Source organism: Wocania ichthyoenteri Th78, from assembly GCF_000789235.1.
GTDB lineage: Bacteria > Bacteroidota > Bacteroidia > Flavobacteriales > Flavobacteriaceae > Wocania_A > Wocania_A ichthyoenteri.
This window is the reverse complement of record NZ_KN525716.1, coordinates 3048917-3064491: the sequence shown is the minus strand read 5'-3', so window position 1 is coordinate 3064491 and position 15575 is coordinate 3048917. Positions and strand designations below refer to the sequence as shown.

General features: G+C 33.8%; 11 protein-coding genes. 9 read left to right on the top strand and 2 right to left on the bottom strand.

The annotated features are described in order from the left end of the window. Nucleotides 1–7 precede the first annotated feature (7 nt). Nucleotides 8–229, top strand: coding sequence for a membrane protein insertion efficiency factor YidD (gene yidD, locus RG22_RS13360; RefSeq protein WP_034044129.1), 222 nt, complete (start codon nt 8–10; stop codon nt 227–229). Nucleotides 230–290: 61 nt separating this feature from the next. Further along, the gene (locus tag RG22_RS13355) at nt 291–2018 is read left to right on the top strand and encodes an amidohydrolase (protein WP_034044127.1); all 1728 of its coding nucleotides are present in this window, start codon (nt 291–293) and stop codon (nt 2016–2018) included. A gap of 125 nt (nt 2019–2143) precedes the next feature. Here RG22_RS13355 and RG22_RS13350 read toward each other — a convergent pair whose 3' ends face one another. Next, nucleotides 2144–3604, bottom strand: a complete 1461-nt coding sequence (locus RG22_RS13350; RefSeq protein WP_034044125.1) for an aminoacyl-histidine dipeptidase — start codon at nt 3602–3604, stop codon at nt 2144–2146. A 425-nt stretch (nt 3605–4029) separates the two neighbouring features. Between RG22_RS13350 and RG22_RS13345 the strand changes: the two genes are divergently transcribed. The 3 genes from RG22_RS13345 (at nt 4030) to RG22_RS13335 (ending at nt 9480) form a co-directional block, all read left to right on the top strand. After that, complete coding sequence (locus RG22_RS13345) at nt 4030–5097, top strand: DUF3810 domain-containing protein (protein ID WP_034044123.1); 1068 nt, start codon at nt 4030–4032, stop codon at nt 5095–5097. An 82-nt stretch (nt 5098–5179) separates the two neighbouring features. After that, on the top strand, nt 5180–8161 hold the full coding sequence (locus tag RG22_RS13340) for an amidohydrolase family protein (protein ID WP_034044120.1): 2982 nt from the start codon (nt 5180–5182) through the stop codon (nt 8159–8161). A gap of 11 nt (nt 8162–8172) precedes the next feature. Further along, nucleotides 8173–9480: an amidohydrolase family protein gene (locus RG22_RS13335; protein WP_052143744.1), complete on the top strand. Its 1308-nt coding sequence runs from the start codon at nt 8173–8175 to the stop codon at nt 9478–9480. Nucleotides 9481–9534: 54 nt separating this feature from the next. Here RG22_RS13335 and RG22_RS13330 read toward each other — a convergent pair whose 3' ends face one another. Beyond that, nucleotides 9535–10323, bottom strand: coding sequence for a DUF6503 family protein (locus RG22_RS13330; RefSeq protein ID WP_034044117.1), 789 nt, complete (start codon nt 10321–10323; stop codon nt 9535–9537). An 83-nt stretch (nt 10324–10406) separates the two neighbouring features. On the opposite strand from RG22_RS13330, the gene RG22_RS13325 reads away from it, so the two are divergent. From RG22_RS13325 to RG22_RS13310, 4 genes are all read left to right on the top strand, one after another. Continuing rightward, the gene (locus tag RG22_RS13325) at nt 10407–11228 is read left to right on the top strand and encodes a TrmH family RNA methyltransferase (RefSeq protein ID WP_034044115.1); all 822 of its coding nucleotides are present in this window, start codon (nt 10407–10409) and stop codon (nt 11226–11228) included. A 205-nt stretch (nt 11229–11433) separates the two neighbouring features. Next, nucleotides 11434–11691, top strand: coding sequence for a GIY-YIG nuclease family protein (locus tag RG22_RS13320; RefSeq protein WP_338062115.1), 258 nt, complete (start codon nt 11434–11436; stop codon nt 11689–11691). Between the two features lie 79 nt (nt 11692–11770). Further along, nucleotides 11771–13003, top strand: coding sequence for a M48 family metallopeptidase (locus tag RG22_RS13315; protein WP_034044112.1), 1233 nt, complete (start codon nt 11771–11773; stop codon nt 13001–13003). A 457-nt stretch (nt 13004–13460) separates the two neighbouring features. After that, complete coding sequence (locus RG22_RS13310; protein ID WP_034044110.1) at nt 13461–15323, top strand: DEAD/DEAH box helicase; 1863 nt, start codon at nt 13461–13463, stop codon at nt 15321–15323. Nucleotides 15324–15575: the final 252 nt, after the last annotated feature.

Genomic DNA, 15575 nt, shown 5'->3' with positions numbered 1-15575 from the left:
ATGACAGATGAAAAAACTACTTATTGCACCATTCTTGTTTTTAATAAAAGTATATCAAACGTTGATATCGCCATTAACGCCTGCAACTTGCAGATTTCAACCAACCTGTTCGCATTACTCCAAACAAGCTTTACAAAAACACGGTTTTTTTAAAGGGGGTTGGTTAGCCATAAAACGCATTTTTAGTTGCCATCCTTGGGGTGGTTCTGGATATGACCCAGTTCCATAAATAAATTTTAAAGCATCAATTTATAGAATTATTGTAACTTCATGGTCATAAAACCACCCATATGAAATTACGAAATTTTCTTTATTCAAGTTTAGCTATAATTTTACTTTTTGTTGTAGCGTGTTCTAATTCTAAAAAAGAATATGCTACCATACTTATCTATGGTGGCACAATTTATACCGTAGACTCTACCTCTACTAATGTTGAAGCTGTAGCCATAAAAAACAACAAAATTATTTTTACTGGAAAGCTTATTGAGGCAGAACAATATAAGAACAATCAAACTGAGCTTATCGATTTAAAAGGCAAAACCATGACACCTGGTTTAATTGAAGGACATGGGCATTTCATGGGGTTAGGTTATAATGAATTAAATCTTGATTTAATGAATACCACCAACTATGAAGATATAGTTGATGCCGTAGCAGAACGAGTAAAAACAGCAAAACCAGGAGAATGGATTACTGGCAGAGGTTGGCATCAAAGTAAGTGGGACTCTATATCTGGGGAAACAGTTAAAGGCTTTCAAACACACTATATGTTAAGTGAAGTTTCTCCTAACAACCCCGTTTATTTAAGACATGCTAGTGGACATGCAGGATTCGCAAATGCCAAGGCCATGGAAATTGCAGGTCTACAAAATTTAGAAAAAGAAGGTATTAAGAATTATGATATTGAAGGTGGAGAAGTAATTGTTGACGAATTTGGCAGACCAACTGGAATTTTCAACGAGCGCGCTCAATCTTTAATTGTAAATCATATTCCAGAAAAAACACCAGAAACAGATGTTAAAGCTTTTGAACTGGCAGTTAGTGCTTGTCATAAAAATGGCATTACAAGTTTTCATGATGCTGGTATTCCAAAAGAAACCATTTCGCTGTATGAAAAAATGAAATCAGCAGGTAAAATGAATACGCGTATATACGCAATGCTTACTGGCTGGGATAAAGAATTACTTGAAGAATGGTATACAAAAGGCCCTGAAATTGATGCTGATAACCTTTTAACCATTAGATCGGTAAAATTAAACTGCGATGGCGCTTTAGGCTCACGTGGGGCATGGCTTTTAGAACCTTACACAGATAGACCAGACCATTATGGACATGAAACACTACCAATGGATTTTGTAAAAAAAACAGCTTTAGATGGTCTTAAAAACGGTTTTCAAGTATGCGCCCACGCAATTGGCGATCGTGCCAATAAAGAAATTCTTGATAGATATGAATTGGCATTTAACGATATACCTGAAAAAGCAACGAATCATAGATTTAGAATAGAACACGCACAACATTTACACCCAGATGATATACCGCGATTTTCAGAATTAGGCGTAATTCCTGCAATGCAAGCGATACACATGTCTTCGGACAGACCTTGGGCAATTGACCGGTTAGGAGAAAAACGCATTAAAGAAGGTGCTTATATGTGGCAAGCGTTGCTTAAAAGCGGTATTCCTATTGTGAATGGAACTGACGTTCCAGTAGAACCACTTAATCCAATAGCTAGTTTCTATGCCAGTGTAAGTAGAAAAACGCTGAAAGGCTTACCTGAAGGCGGCTACGAACCAGAACAAAAAATGACAAGAGCACAAGCCTTAAAATCTTATACTTTAGATGCCGCTTATGGCGCTTTTGAAGAAGATAAAAAAGGATCAATCAGTGTAGGTAAGCTAGCTGATTTTACCATTTATAATCAAGATTTAATGACAGTAGATGAAAATGAAATTTTAAACACTGAAATAGTGATGACTATTTTTGATGGTAATGTGGTTTATTCAAAGAAGGAATGATTTTAATTCGGCTTTACGTTCTTGACTTTGTAAAAAGATTCAACTACTTTCGTTTAATGGCCGATAAAGTTCATTAAAATGGAACTTTATCTATGCATTAAAAAACCTTCTCAATTATATTAATTCTACTTCAAAGGTATCTCCTTCAAAACCTCTAAAACAAACTTCCAATATTTTTGAGCTGATGAAATTTGCGCACGTTCATCTGGCGAGTGTGCACCTTTTATATTTGGTCCAAAACTAATCATATCCATTTCTGGGTAATTAGTTCCTAAGATACCACATTCTAAACCTGCATGACATGCAGCAACGTGAGCTTCTTCGCCATTCATATCTTTATAAATTCTAGATAACACTTTTAAAATAGCAGAATCCATATTTGGTGTCCAACCTGGGTATTCCCCAGAGAATTCAACTTCACAACCCGTTAACTCAAACGTGGCGCGAAGTGTATTTGCTAAATCCATTTTAGAACTCTCCACTGAACTACGCGTTAAACAACTAATTTTAATTTTGCCATCTTTAACAATAACGCGTGCAATATTATTAGAGGTTTCTACTAAATCAGGAATATCGGCACTCATTCTGTAAACCCCATTTAAAGCGGCGTACAACGCTCTGGTTAAACCTTCTTGAACACCTAAATCCATTATTTTACTTGGAGTATCTGTTTTAGAAATAACAATTTCTAAATCCGGTTCCATGGTTTTAAGTTCAGTTTTAATAGTTTCGGCGTGTTGTTTTATTTCTAACAAAAAGGCATCTTCGTGTACTGCATCAATAACAACAATAGCTTTACTTTCTCGTGGAATAGCGTTACGTAAACTTCCGCCATCAATCTCAGAAATTCGCAATCCGAAATTCTCAAAACCATCAAATAAAACCCGATTTAATATTTTGTTTGAATTACCCAAACCTTCATGAATTTGCATTCCCGAATGCCCACCCTGTAAACCTTTTACAGTAATTTCGTAACCTATTTTAAACTCAGGAGTTTCTTCTTCGCTGTACGTTCTAGTTGCAGTAACATCTACTCCTCCAGCGCAACCCACACCAATTTCGTCATCTTCTTCAGTATCTAAATTTAAAAGGATTTCGCCTTTAAGCAAACCACCTTTTAATCCCATAGCTCCTGTCATTCCTGTTTCTTCATCTATGGTAAACAAAGCTTCAATGGCTGGATGCGGAATATCGGTACTTTCTAAAATAGCCATAATGGTGGCAACGCCTAAACCATTATCGGCTCCTAAAGTTGTGCCCTTAGCTTTTACCCAATCACCCTCAACAAACATCTCGATACCTTGAGTATCAAAATCAAAATCGGTATCGTTATTTTTTTGGTGCACCATATCTAAATGCGATTGCATAACTATGGTTACGCGATCTTCCATTCCTGCGGTTGCTGGTTTTTTAATAATAACATTTCCAACGGCATCTTCAATGGTTTCTAAACCTAAGTTTTTACCAAAATCTTTCATAAAGGCAATTACACGTTCTTCTTTTTTTGAGGCGCGTGGTACTGCATTTAAGTCGGCGAATTTATTCCAAAGTTGTTGTGGCTGAAGTTGTCTTATTTCTGAGCTCATTTTGATATTTATTAAGTTGCGTAAAGGTAACAAAAACAGACAGACTTTGGCAGCTACTCCTGATTACCTCACTATATTTATTCCAAATTAGGATTCGGTGAATGCTAAGCATTTGAAACGCATCCTTTTTTACTTTAACAAATAGACGTCATTACGAGAAGTATACGACGAAGTAATCTTTTCGATTTAAAAGATTGCCACAGAAAATTAGAAATTTTCTTCGCAATGACGTAGAAAACATATAGTGAAAAGCAAGAAAAAACCTTTATAAATAAACAACTGCCATTGGGTACAAAATTTTATTACTTTTCTTCTGTAAAAAACTAAATTTTGTTTCACATCAGTAATCACTTCGTTAGTCCATATAATTTTTTTCATTTGTCGTTTTAAAATTTCAAATAAAAAAATTCATGTACTTTTGAAAGATGCTAAAGAATAAGAAAACGATTATTGCGCTTCTACTAATTCCGCAATATGCTCTAGTTAAGTTATTAGCCCATTATCCTGAGTTTGTAGAAACCTATTATAGTAATGGTTTATATCCGGTTATTTCGAAAATTTTTAGATATGTTTTGGGTTGGTTGCCGTTTTCGTTTGGTGATTTAATTTATGCTTTTGCTATTATTTATGCGGCAAGATGGCTGTATAAAAACAGGAAGCGATTACAAAAAGACACCAAGCAGTGGTTTGTTGATGTATTTGCTGTTTTATCAATTTTTTATTTTGTGTTTCATTTATTTTGGGGGTTGAATTACTATAGACTTCCGTTGCATAAAAACCTGAATTTAAATCATGATTACACAACCGAGCAGTTAGTTTTTGTGGCTAAAAAATTGATTAAAAAATCGAATGCATATCATTTACAAATAACAAATAACGACACCCTAAAAGTTAATATTCCGTTTAGTAAATTTGAAATTTTCAAACATACTCAAAATGGTTATGATAATTTAAAAGAGATGTTTCCACATTTAGAATATCATCCAAAAAGTGTAAAAAAATCGTTATTCAGCTATCCATTAACGTACATGGGTTTTAGTGGCTATTTGAATCCGTTAACTAATGAAGCACAAGTTGATGCCCTTATTCCTGTTTATAAATTCCCCACAACTACGGCACACGAAATTGCACATCAATTAGGCTATGCTGCCGAAAATGAAGCAAACTTTATTGGTTTTTTAGCAACTATAAATAACGATGATGTTTACTTTAAATACACAGGTTATACGTTTGGATTACGTTTTTGCTTGAATGAAATTTATAGACGAGATGAAGCTTTATACGAAGCCATTGTCGTCGATGTAAATACAGGTATATTAAAAAATTATGAAGAAGTTCGCTCGTTTTGGGAAGCACACCAAAACCCAACCGAACCTATATTTAAACTTTTTTATGGCAACTTTTTAAAGGCTAATAGTCAAACCAAAGGCATGGAAAGTTACAGTTATGTGGTGGCTTTATTAGTTAATTATTTTGGGAATACCTCTTTATAATTAGTGTTAAATAAATCTTAATAAACGATAACTATATTCTTAATTTATATCTTTAGAAAGATAATTTTAACTAACCGAAATAATGATAAAAAAGCGATTTTTAATCTTCACACTTTTGTGTAGCTTGTCTTTGTTTGCGCAAGATTATTTTCCTAAAAATGATGGCGTAACAGCAAAAAACACAAATTACACCGCATTTACAAATGCCAAAATTTATATTACTCCAACACAAGTTATTCAAAAAGGAACTTTACTTATTAAAGATGGAAAAATAGTGACTTCTGGAGTTTCTGTAAACATCCCTGAAAACGCAGTAGTTATTGATGTTTCAGGCAAAAGTATTTACCCTTCTTTTATCGATATGTATTCTAGCTTTGGTGTTGAAAAACCTAAGCGATCGTCGAGCAATAGTAGAACGCCACAATACGATGCGAGTAGAACTGGGTATTATTGGAATGACCACGTCATGCCTGAAAATAAAGCAAGTGAAAAGTTTAATTATGATTCTAAAGCAGCTACCGAATTACTTAAAGCTGGTTTTGGCGTAGTAAACACCCACATTCAAGATGGTATTGTTCGAGGTAGCGGAACGCTTGTTGCGCTAAACAATAAAGATGGCAACGAAACTAGAATTTTAGATGAAAGTTCTGCACAATATCTATCCTTTAGAAAAAGTATAACCTCAAGACAATCCTACCCTGGATCTTTAATGGGAAGCATAGCGTTGTTAAGGCAGCTTTATTTAGATGCCGATTGGTATGCAAAAGGACAGAGTAAAACCAAAGATTTATCAATTGAAGCTTTAAATAACAACAAAAGTTTAGTTCAAATTTTTGATGCTGGCAGTAGAGCAAGTATTTTAAGAGCAGATAAAGTTGGTGATGAATCTGGCATACAATATGTTATTCTTGGTGGTGGTGATGAATATGAACGTATAAATGATATAAAAGCCACAAATGCCCCACTAATTATTCCTTTAAATTTTCCAAAAGCTTATGATGTTGAAAATGCATTTCTAGCATCAACGCTGTCGTTAGCAGATATGAGAGCATGGAATCAAAAACCAACAAATCCAAAAATTTTAGCAGAGAACAATGTTATTTTTGCTTTAACTACTCATGATTTAAAATCGTCTAAAGACTTCAAATCTAATTTGATAAAGGCCATAAAACATGGTCTTTCTAAAGAAAAAGCATTGGAAGCTTTAACTACAATTCCTGCGCAACTTTTAGGTAAGTCTAATATGATTGGTTCGCTTAAAAACGGCAGTCAAGCAAATTTTTTAATTACTTCAGGCAATATTTTTGAAGAAAAAACGACACTTTATGAAAATTGGGTTCAAGGAAAACAAACCGTTTTAGAAAACATGAACACCGAAGATATTACTGGAGATTATGAATTTTCTTTAACTAGCTATCCATTTAAAATGAACATTAGTGGTGAACCTAATAAATTAAAAGTAAAAATTACTTCTGCAGAAAAAACACGTGGTTCTAAAATAACATTTAAAGATGAATGGATAAATATTGCTTTTACAACTGTAGATTCTACTAAACAAGAATTTATTAGAGTTGTTGCCAATGTAGATGCCAATAAAAATCTTAATGGAAAAGCGATTATGCCTAATGGTAACGAATTCCCTTTTTATGCGAAATATATTGAAAAAGAAATAGCTTCAATTTCTAAATCAAAAGAAGAAAAGGAATCAGAAGAAGAAAAAATATTTCCTATAACTTTTCCTAACAATTCTTATGGATTCGAAAAATTACCAAAAGCAGAAACGCTTCTATTTAAAAACACAACGGTTTGGACCAACGAAAGTGATGGTGTTTTAAAAAACACCGATGTTTTAATTAAAAATGGAAAAATTGCAAAGATTGGTCAAAATCTATCTGATAGCAACGCCAAGGTTATTGATGCAAAAGGTAAACATTTAACAGCGGGAATTATTGATGAGCATTCTCATATTGCAGCAGCATCCATTAATGAAGGTGGACAAAATTCTTCAGCAGAAGTTTCCATTGAAGATGTTATTGACGAAACAGATATTAACATTTACAGGAATTTAGCAGGTGGTGTTACTTCAATTCAAATATTACATGGTTCTGCCAATCCAATTGGTGGTCGTTCCGCAATCATTAAATTAAAATGGGGAGAATCAGCAAATAATTTGATTTATAAAAACAGCCCGAAATTCATCAAATTTGCTTTAGGCGAAAACGTAAAACAAACACGTGCTCAAAACAATGTTCGTTTCCCACAAACACGTATGGGTGTTGAGCAAGTTTACATGGATTATTTCACTAGAGCAAAAGCATATGATGCTTTAAAGAAAAGTGGAAAGCCCTATAGAAAAGATATAGAACTCGATGTGCTTGCAGAAATTTTAAATAAAGAACGTTTTATTTCTTGCCACTCATATGTGCAAAGTGAAATAAATATGCTTATGAAAGTTACTGAAAAATTCAACTTTAACATCAATACGTTTACACATATTCTTGAAGGTTATAAAGTTGCCGACAAAATGAAGGCTCACGGTGTTGGCGGCTCAACATTTAGCGATTGGTGGGCCTATAAATACGAGGTAAATGATGCCATACCTTATAACGCCGCCATCATGCATAATGCAGGCGTAACCGTAGCTATTAATAGTGATGATGCAGAAATGTCTCGTCGTTTAAATCAAGAGGCAGCTAAATCAGTTAAATATGGAGGTGTTAGCGAAGAAGAAGCTTGGAAATTTGTAACGCTTAATCCTGCAAAACTTTTACATATTGATAGTCGTGTTGGCAGCATTAAAGTAGGTAAAGATGCTGATGTAGTACTTTGGTCAAACCATCCGCTTTCAATTTATGCTAAAGCAGAAAAAACACTTATTGAAGGCGTTACATATTTTGATTTAGAGCAAGATAGAATGATGCGTTCTAAAATTAAAAAAGAGAAAAGTGAACTTCTTAATATGATGATGCAAGCCAAAAACAAAGGCTTAAAAACGCAGCCCATTAAAAAGAAAGTTAAAGAAGATTTACACTGCGATTCTATTGATAACGAACACCAACACTAAAATTTATTTCAATGAAAAATTCAAAATTTATATTCATACTCATTTTAACGTTGTGTTCTTCAGTAGTAATAGCACAACAAACACCAGCTCCAAAACAAACTAAGGCCATAACTATTGAAGGAGCTACTGCTCATTTAGGTAATGGTAAAGTTATTGAGAATTCACTTATCATGTTTAATGAAGGTAAAATAACTTTCATTGGAAGTGCTTTAATGAAAATTGCTCGTGTTGGTGAGATTATTGATGGAAAAGGCAAACACATATATCCAGGGTTTATAATACCAAACTCAACTTTAGGTTTAGTAGAAATTGATGCTGTAAAAGCATCTGATGATGATGCCGAAATGGGTACATGGAATCCGCATATAAGAAGTTTAATTGCTTATAATGCCGAATCTAAAGTTGTAGAATCTATGCGACCTAACGGTGTTCTTTTAGGGCAAATCGCACCTCGTGGTGGTCGTATTTCTGGTAGTTCATCAATTGTTCAATTTGATGCTTGGAATTGGGAAGATGCTGCTATAAAAACCGATAATGGTATTCATATAAATTGGCCTAATAGTTTTACTAGTGGTCGTTGGTGGCTTGGTGAAGCACCAGGACTAAAATCAAATAAAGAATATACAAACCAAATTACGGAAATAGCCAACTATTTTAATGAAAGTAAAGCTTACAACAAAGGAATAAAACCTATAACTAATTTACCTTATGAAGCGTTGCAAGGTATTTTTAACGGTTCTAAAACACTTTATATAAATGTTGATGACGAAAAAGGTATTACTGATGCTATAAATTTCACTAAAGAACATGGTGTTAAAAACATGGTTATTGTTGGAGGCAGAGAAGCTTATAAAGTTGCTAACCTATTAAAGCAAAATAATATTGCAATCTTATTACAACGCGTACATTCTAGACCAAATAATGACGATGATGATTATGATTTGCCGTATAAAGCTGCAACGCTTTTAATAGACAAAGGTGTTACTGTTGCCTTACAAGTAGCGTCTGGTGGAAGAATGGAACGTATGAACTCTAGAAACCTACCTTTTTATGCTGGCACTACAGTTGCCCATGGTTTAACTAAAGAGCAAGCCTTACAGCTTATTACTTTAAACCCTGCTAAAATATTAGGAATAGATGCTAATTATGGTAGTTTAGAATCTGGCAAAAGTGCTACATTATTTATTAGTGAAGGTGATGCTTTAGATATGCGTACTAATATAATAACCCATGCCTTTATCGATGGTAGGTTATTAAGTATAGAAACACACCAAACTAAACTTTGGAAACGTTATTCTGAAAAGTATAAGAATCAATAAAAAAAGAGGCTTCATAAATTTATGAAGCCTCTTTTTTTAAACTTAATTTAAATATTATTCTACAATTTTCGCTCCATCAGCCATTTCAAATAAAGCATCTGAGGGTTTCTCTTTTGATAGCTTAACACCAACAAACTTTAAATCGTTGCGTTTTGTAGTGGGTTTATTATTTTCGTAATTATACCACGTTAAAGTTTCTGGTAACAAAACCCCTTCAACAGTTTGCCAATTGCTATATTTTATAAAATGAAATTCCTTGCTTTTTTCTTTTGAAAAAAAGGTTACGGTATAACCTAACCAAACCATTTTATTAGTCTCGAAATCATAATACAAGACATATTCATCTTCTGGCGACTCACCCACTCCAGCATTATAAGAAATTTTAATTCCTGGGTACGTTTTATCTTCAAAAATTAATGGTTCAACATCCTCATAAACAATCCCATCATCAGCTAAAACAAATGGCATCGCGTAAAAATAGAACATCAAATTATAGTAAAATTTAGCATTGCCTTTATAAGCTAATGTATCTTGTTTTAGCCAAACTTTTTCGCCATCAAAACCAATCTTAAATTTATCAGTCTCAATTAAGGATTTCCTGCTTTTTAAAGCAGTTGTGGTTTCTTCGTTCCCTTCAGGATGTTCTATTTCAAAAACTAAACTCTCCATCGTATTCCAAAGATCAATGCCACCATGAGCTTTAAATATTTTTGAAATATTTTCTGGGTATGTTTTTAAAATAGCTGAAGCGTCTTCGGGTTGGGTATTTTCCTTTTTTGTTTCAGAGGTTTGTTTGCAAGACACAAGTGAAATTATTAGCAATACTAAAAATAAGTTTTTCATTATAATTGATTATAAATTTTAGATTTTTAAGTCGAACAATACATCTTAAAATTACATTAAAATAAATTACTTTTGCTCTTAATATGAATAAAGAGATATCAAGTATTCAAAATTCCTTTATAAAACAACTTGCACAGTTAAAAGACAAGTCGCGCGAACGCAAAAAAACCAGCACGTTTTTAATTGAAGGCGAACGCGAAATCTCATTAGCCATTAAAGGAAATTACGAGCTTGAAACCATTTTATTTTTTCCTGAATTATTTCCTATTGAAGACCTAAAACATCTAACGGAAGATGTCAGGTTGAGCGCAGTCGAAACCTCAATAAACACCATAAAAATTTCAAAAGAAGTCTATCAAAAACTCGCCTATCGCGATACTACCGAAGGTATTTTAGCCGTAGCAAAAAGCAAAAAGCATACGGTTTCAGATATAGAATTTAGCACCAAAAACCCATTGATTTTAGTAGCCGAAGCCCCAGAAAAACCAGGCAACATTGGTGCCATTTTACGAACTGCCGATGCCGCCAATGTAGATGCAGTAATTATTGCCAATCCTAAGACCGATTTATACAATCCTAATATTATAAGATCTAGTGTGGGTTGTGTGTTTACCAATCAAATTGCAACGGGCAGCACCGCTGAAATTATTGGGTTTTTAAAGTCTAAAAATATTAATATTTACTGTGCAGCGCTACAAGCCTCGGTTAATTACCATACCCAAGATTTCACAAAACCAACAGCCATGGTTATGGGGACTGAAGCTACAGGTTTAAGTAACGAATGGCTAGAAAACTCAACCCAAAATATTATTATTCCCATGCAGGGCGAAATAGACTCCATGAATGTATCGGTAGCGGCTGGAATTCTTATTTTTGAAGCGAAAAGACAGCGGGGTTTTAAATGATACTCCTACTGTCAGTCTGAGCGCAGTCGAAGACCAATATAAACTATAAACACCAATGCACTTCGTTAAGCTACGCTTGCTATCTTCATTCAAAATATTAATAATTGCAAATATTATCTAAAACAATTTAAAACAAACGGTTACAAAATGCATTTCTATTACGTTTATATTCTAAAATGGCTCTGATGGTTCTTATTATACAGGAATCACAAATGACTTAGAAAAACGAACTAAAGAACATACTCATGGAAAATATAGAGATTGTTACACTTACAAAAGAAGACCGATAGAAATGAAATTTTATGAAACTTTTAATAATGTGTTACAAGCCATATACTTTGAAAAGAAAATCAAAGGGTGGACACGCGCAAAGAAAGAAGCTTTAATCAGCGGGGATTTTAATATGCTTCAAATATTGGCTGAATGTAGAAATGCAACTCATTACAAGTATAAAGGTAAATAAGCACTTTGACTGCGCTCAGTGTGACATATAGTTTTTATTTTTGCTTTTTAGAATTTTAATATTGGAATTTTACTTTTTTATGACAGCAAACACATTATTTTACATCATCATCGCAATTATCATTATCAACTTTATAATTGATAAAATTCTAGACGCTTTAAATGCCAAACATTTTAACGATGCACTTCCTAAAGAATTACAAGATGTTTATGACGATGCTGAATATAAAAAATCGCAAAATTACAAAGCGACAAACTATAAATTCGGATTACTAACCTCAACATTTTCTATCCTTTTAACTTTAGGCTTTTTGTTTTTTGATGGTTTTGAGTTTGTAGATAATATAGCTAGAAGTTACAGCGACAACTCCATCATTATCGCTTTGATTTTCTTCGGAATAATAATGATTGGTAGTGATATTTTAACCACACCATTTTCGTATTACAGCACTTTCATTATTGAAGAAAAATTTGGATTTAATAAAACAACCGTTAAAACTTTTTTCGTAGACAAGCTAAAAGGCTGGTTGATGATGGCGATTGTTGGCGGCGGTATTTTAGCATTAATTATTTGGTTTTACAACATTACAGGAAAACACTTTTGGTTGTATGCTTGGGGAGTAGTTGCGGTGTTTACATTATTTATGAATATGTTTTATTCTAAATTGATTGTACCACTTTTTAATAAACAAACCCCTTTAGAGGATGGCACATTGCGTGATAAAATTTCTGCCTATGCAAAAACCGTTGGTTTTAAATTGGACAAGATTTTTGTTATTGATGGCTCTAAACGAAGCACAAAAGCAAACGCCTATTTTTCGGGATTTGGCAGCGAAAAACGTGTAACGCTTTACGATACGTTGATTAATGATTTAGAGGACGAAGAAATTGTTGCTGTTTTAGCGCACGAAGTTGGGCATTATAAAAAGAAGCACATTATTTTCAACTTATTTGCTTCTATTTTATTGACTGGATTGACACTTTATATTTTATCATTGTTTATTTCGAATCCTTTGTTATCACAAGCTTTGGGAGTTGAAATTCCGAGTTTTCATATTGGCTTGATTGCTTTTGGATTACTCTACTCTCCTATTTCTGAAATTACTGGTTTAATTATGAATGTATTCTCAAGAAAGTTTGAATACCAAGCGGATGATTATGCTAAAAACACCTACAAAGCTGAACCGTTAATTACTTCACTTAAAAAACTTTCTAAAAATAGCTTGAGTAATTTAACACCGCATCCTGCTTATGTGTTTATGCATTATTCGCATCCTACCCTTTTGGAACGGATTGGGAATTTGAGGAAGTAGTGCTGAACACTCCATAACAAGATTTGAATTTCTTGACTTTGTCAGAAAAAAAACTACAACTTCGTTTAACGGCGGATATAAACCATATTAACAGACAGTTTATATCCGATCAATATTAAACGAATCTTTCCAAAAGTACCAAGAATTTCGCTTTTAACCATAAATTAACAAAAAAGTGCGTTAACGATTGCAACGGCATCCTTTTTTGAGGCACGAGAAAAAGATACAGCGGAAAGCGTGTTAAAAACGCCCAAAAAATTAAATTTAAACATCTTATAATGAGATTCCTGCCTGCGCAGGAATAACAAGTCAAATAAAAGGTTATCTTTGCCGCTTGAAACTCAATAAGAGTTTAAATTCCTCAGAGTGAGGATGTGTTACTAGAAGTTTAGGTTTAAGTATGTCGATTCACTTCTTTATGTAACACTGCATAATATAATCGAATACTTATACAAGAATGAGCACATTCCAAGAATTAGGTCTTAATAACGACCTATTACAAGCAATTACAGATTTAGGTTTTGTAAAACCAAGTGAAGTACAAGAAAAAGCAATCCCAATTTTATTAAAATCGGAGACCGATTTAGTTGCATTAGCACAAACCGGAACTGGAAAAACAGCAGCTTTTGGTTTCCCTATGCTTGAAAAAATTGATATTGATAGCAGAACGACGCAGGGTTTAATTTTATCTCCAACGCGTGAACTCTGTTTACAAATCACCAACGAAATGAAACAATATGGTAAGTATTGTAAAGGTTTAAATGTGGTTGCTATTTATGGCGGATCGAGCATTACAGACCAAGCACGCGAAGTAAAACGAGGCGCACAAATTATTGTAGCGACTCCTGGTCGTATGAAGGATATGATAAGTCGCCGTTTGGTTGATATTAGTAAAATTCAATACTCAGTTTTAGATGAAGCCGATGAGATGCTAAACATGGGTTTTAAAGAAGATATTACCGATATTTTATCGCATACGCCAGAAGATAAAAACACATGGTTGTTTTCTGCAACTATGCCTAGAGAAGTGGCAACTATTGCTAAAAAATTCATGAATAATCCGCAGGAAATTACTGTTGGAAATAAAAATGAAAGTACAAGCAACGTTTCTCACGAATACTATTTAGTAAATGCACGAGATCGCTACCAAGCATTAAAACGCCTTTCGGATGCTAATCCAGATATCTTTTCGGTTATTTTTTGTCGTACAAAACGCGATACTCAAAAAGTTGCAGAAAACTTAATTGAAGATGGTTATAGCGCTGGAGCTTTACACGGTGATTTAAGTCAGAATCAACGTGATTTGGTCATGAAATCGTTTAGAAATCAACAAATCCAAATGCTTGTAGCTACTGATGTCGCTGCTCGTGGCATTGATGTTGATGATATTACACACGTAATAAACTACCAATTACCAGACGAAATTGAAACTTATACACACCGTTCTGGTAGAACAGGACGTGCAGGCAAAAAGGGAGTTTCTATGGTTATAGTTTCTAAAAGTGAAGTGCGCAAAATAAAAAGTATTGAGCGTATTATAAAAAAACAATTTGAGAAAAAAGACATTCCTGATGGTGCAGATATTTGCGAAGTACAATTAATGTCGCTTGCTAATAAAATTCACAATACAGAAATTAATCATGAAATTGATAAGCATTTATCGAGTATCAATGAATTATTTGCTGATACCGATAAAGATGAATTGATTAAGAAGTTTTTCTCGGTTGAGTTTACGCGTTTTTATAATTATTATAATAAATCTAAAAACTTAAATATAGCTGAAGGCTCTTTCGATAGAGATAGTGGACGAGAAGGCGGACGTGGTTTTGGAGGGAAATCTGATTCTACACGTTACTTTATAAATGTTGGCGGAAAAGATGGTTTCGATTGGATGAAGCTGAAAGATTTCTTAAAAGAAGTTTTAGAACTTGGAAGAGATGATGTTTTTAAAGTGGAAGTAAAAGATAGTTTCTCATTTTTTAATACGGAGAATGAAATAAAAGAAAAAGTACTAGCTTTCTTTACAGACTACAAACATGATGGTCGCTTTGTAAATGTTGAAGTTTCTGAAAACCGCGGTGGCGGTGGTAGACGTGATGGCAAACGCGGTGGCGGAAGACGTGATGATAAAAGAGGCGGCGGAAGACGTGAAGACCGACGTTCTGGTTCTGGAAGCAGAAGCGACAGACGTGGTGGCGGAGATTCGTATTCTAAATCAAGACGTTCTGGAGGTGATTCAAACTCTGGTTCAGATAGACCAAGACGTTCAGACTCTGGTTCTAGTTCTGGTCCTTCAAGACCTAGACGCTCTAGACGCTAGTAAAAATAAGTTTCTCGATACTTATATCGGGATTCAATTAAAGTTTTGGTTCCTGTCTTTACAAGAATCAAAACTTTTTTTGTTAATATTAAGTCAAAATAAAAAGTACAAGCTTAAGGTTAACGTTTTGTTTAGTACTTTTACAACTAAATTAGCGTTAGCTAATTAATACTATGAAATGAGCCTTATTAATTATTTAATACAAACCAATATTTCTAATGGCGAATTACATCTGACCGATAGAAAAAAATG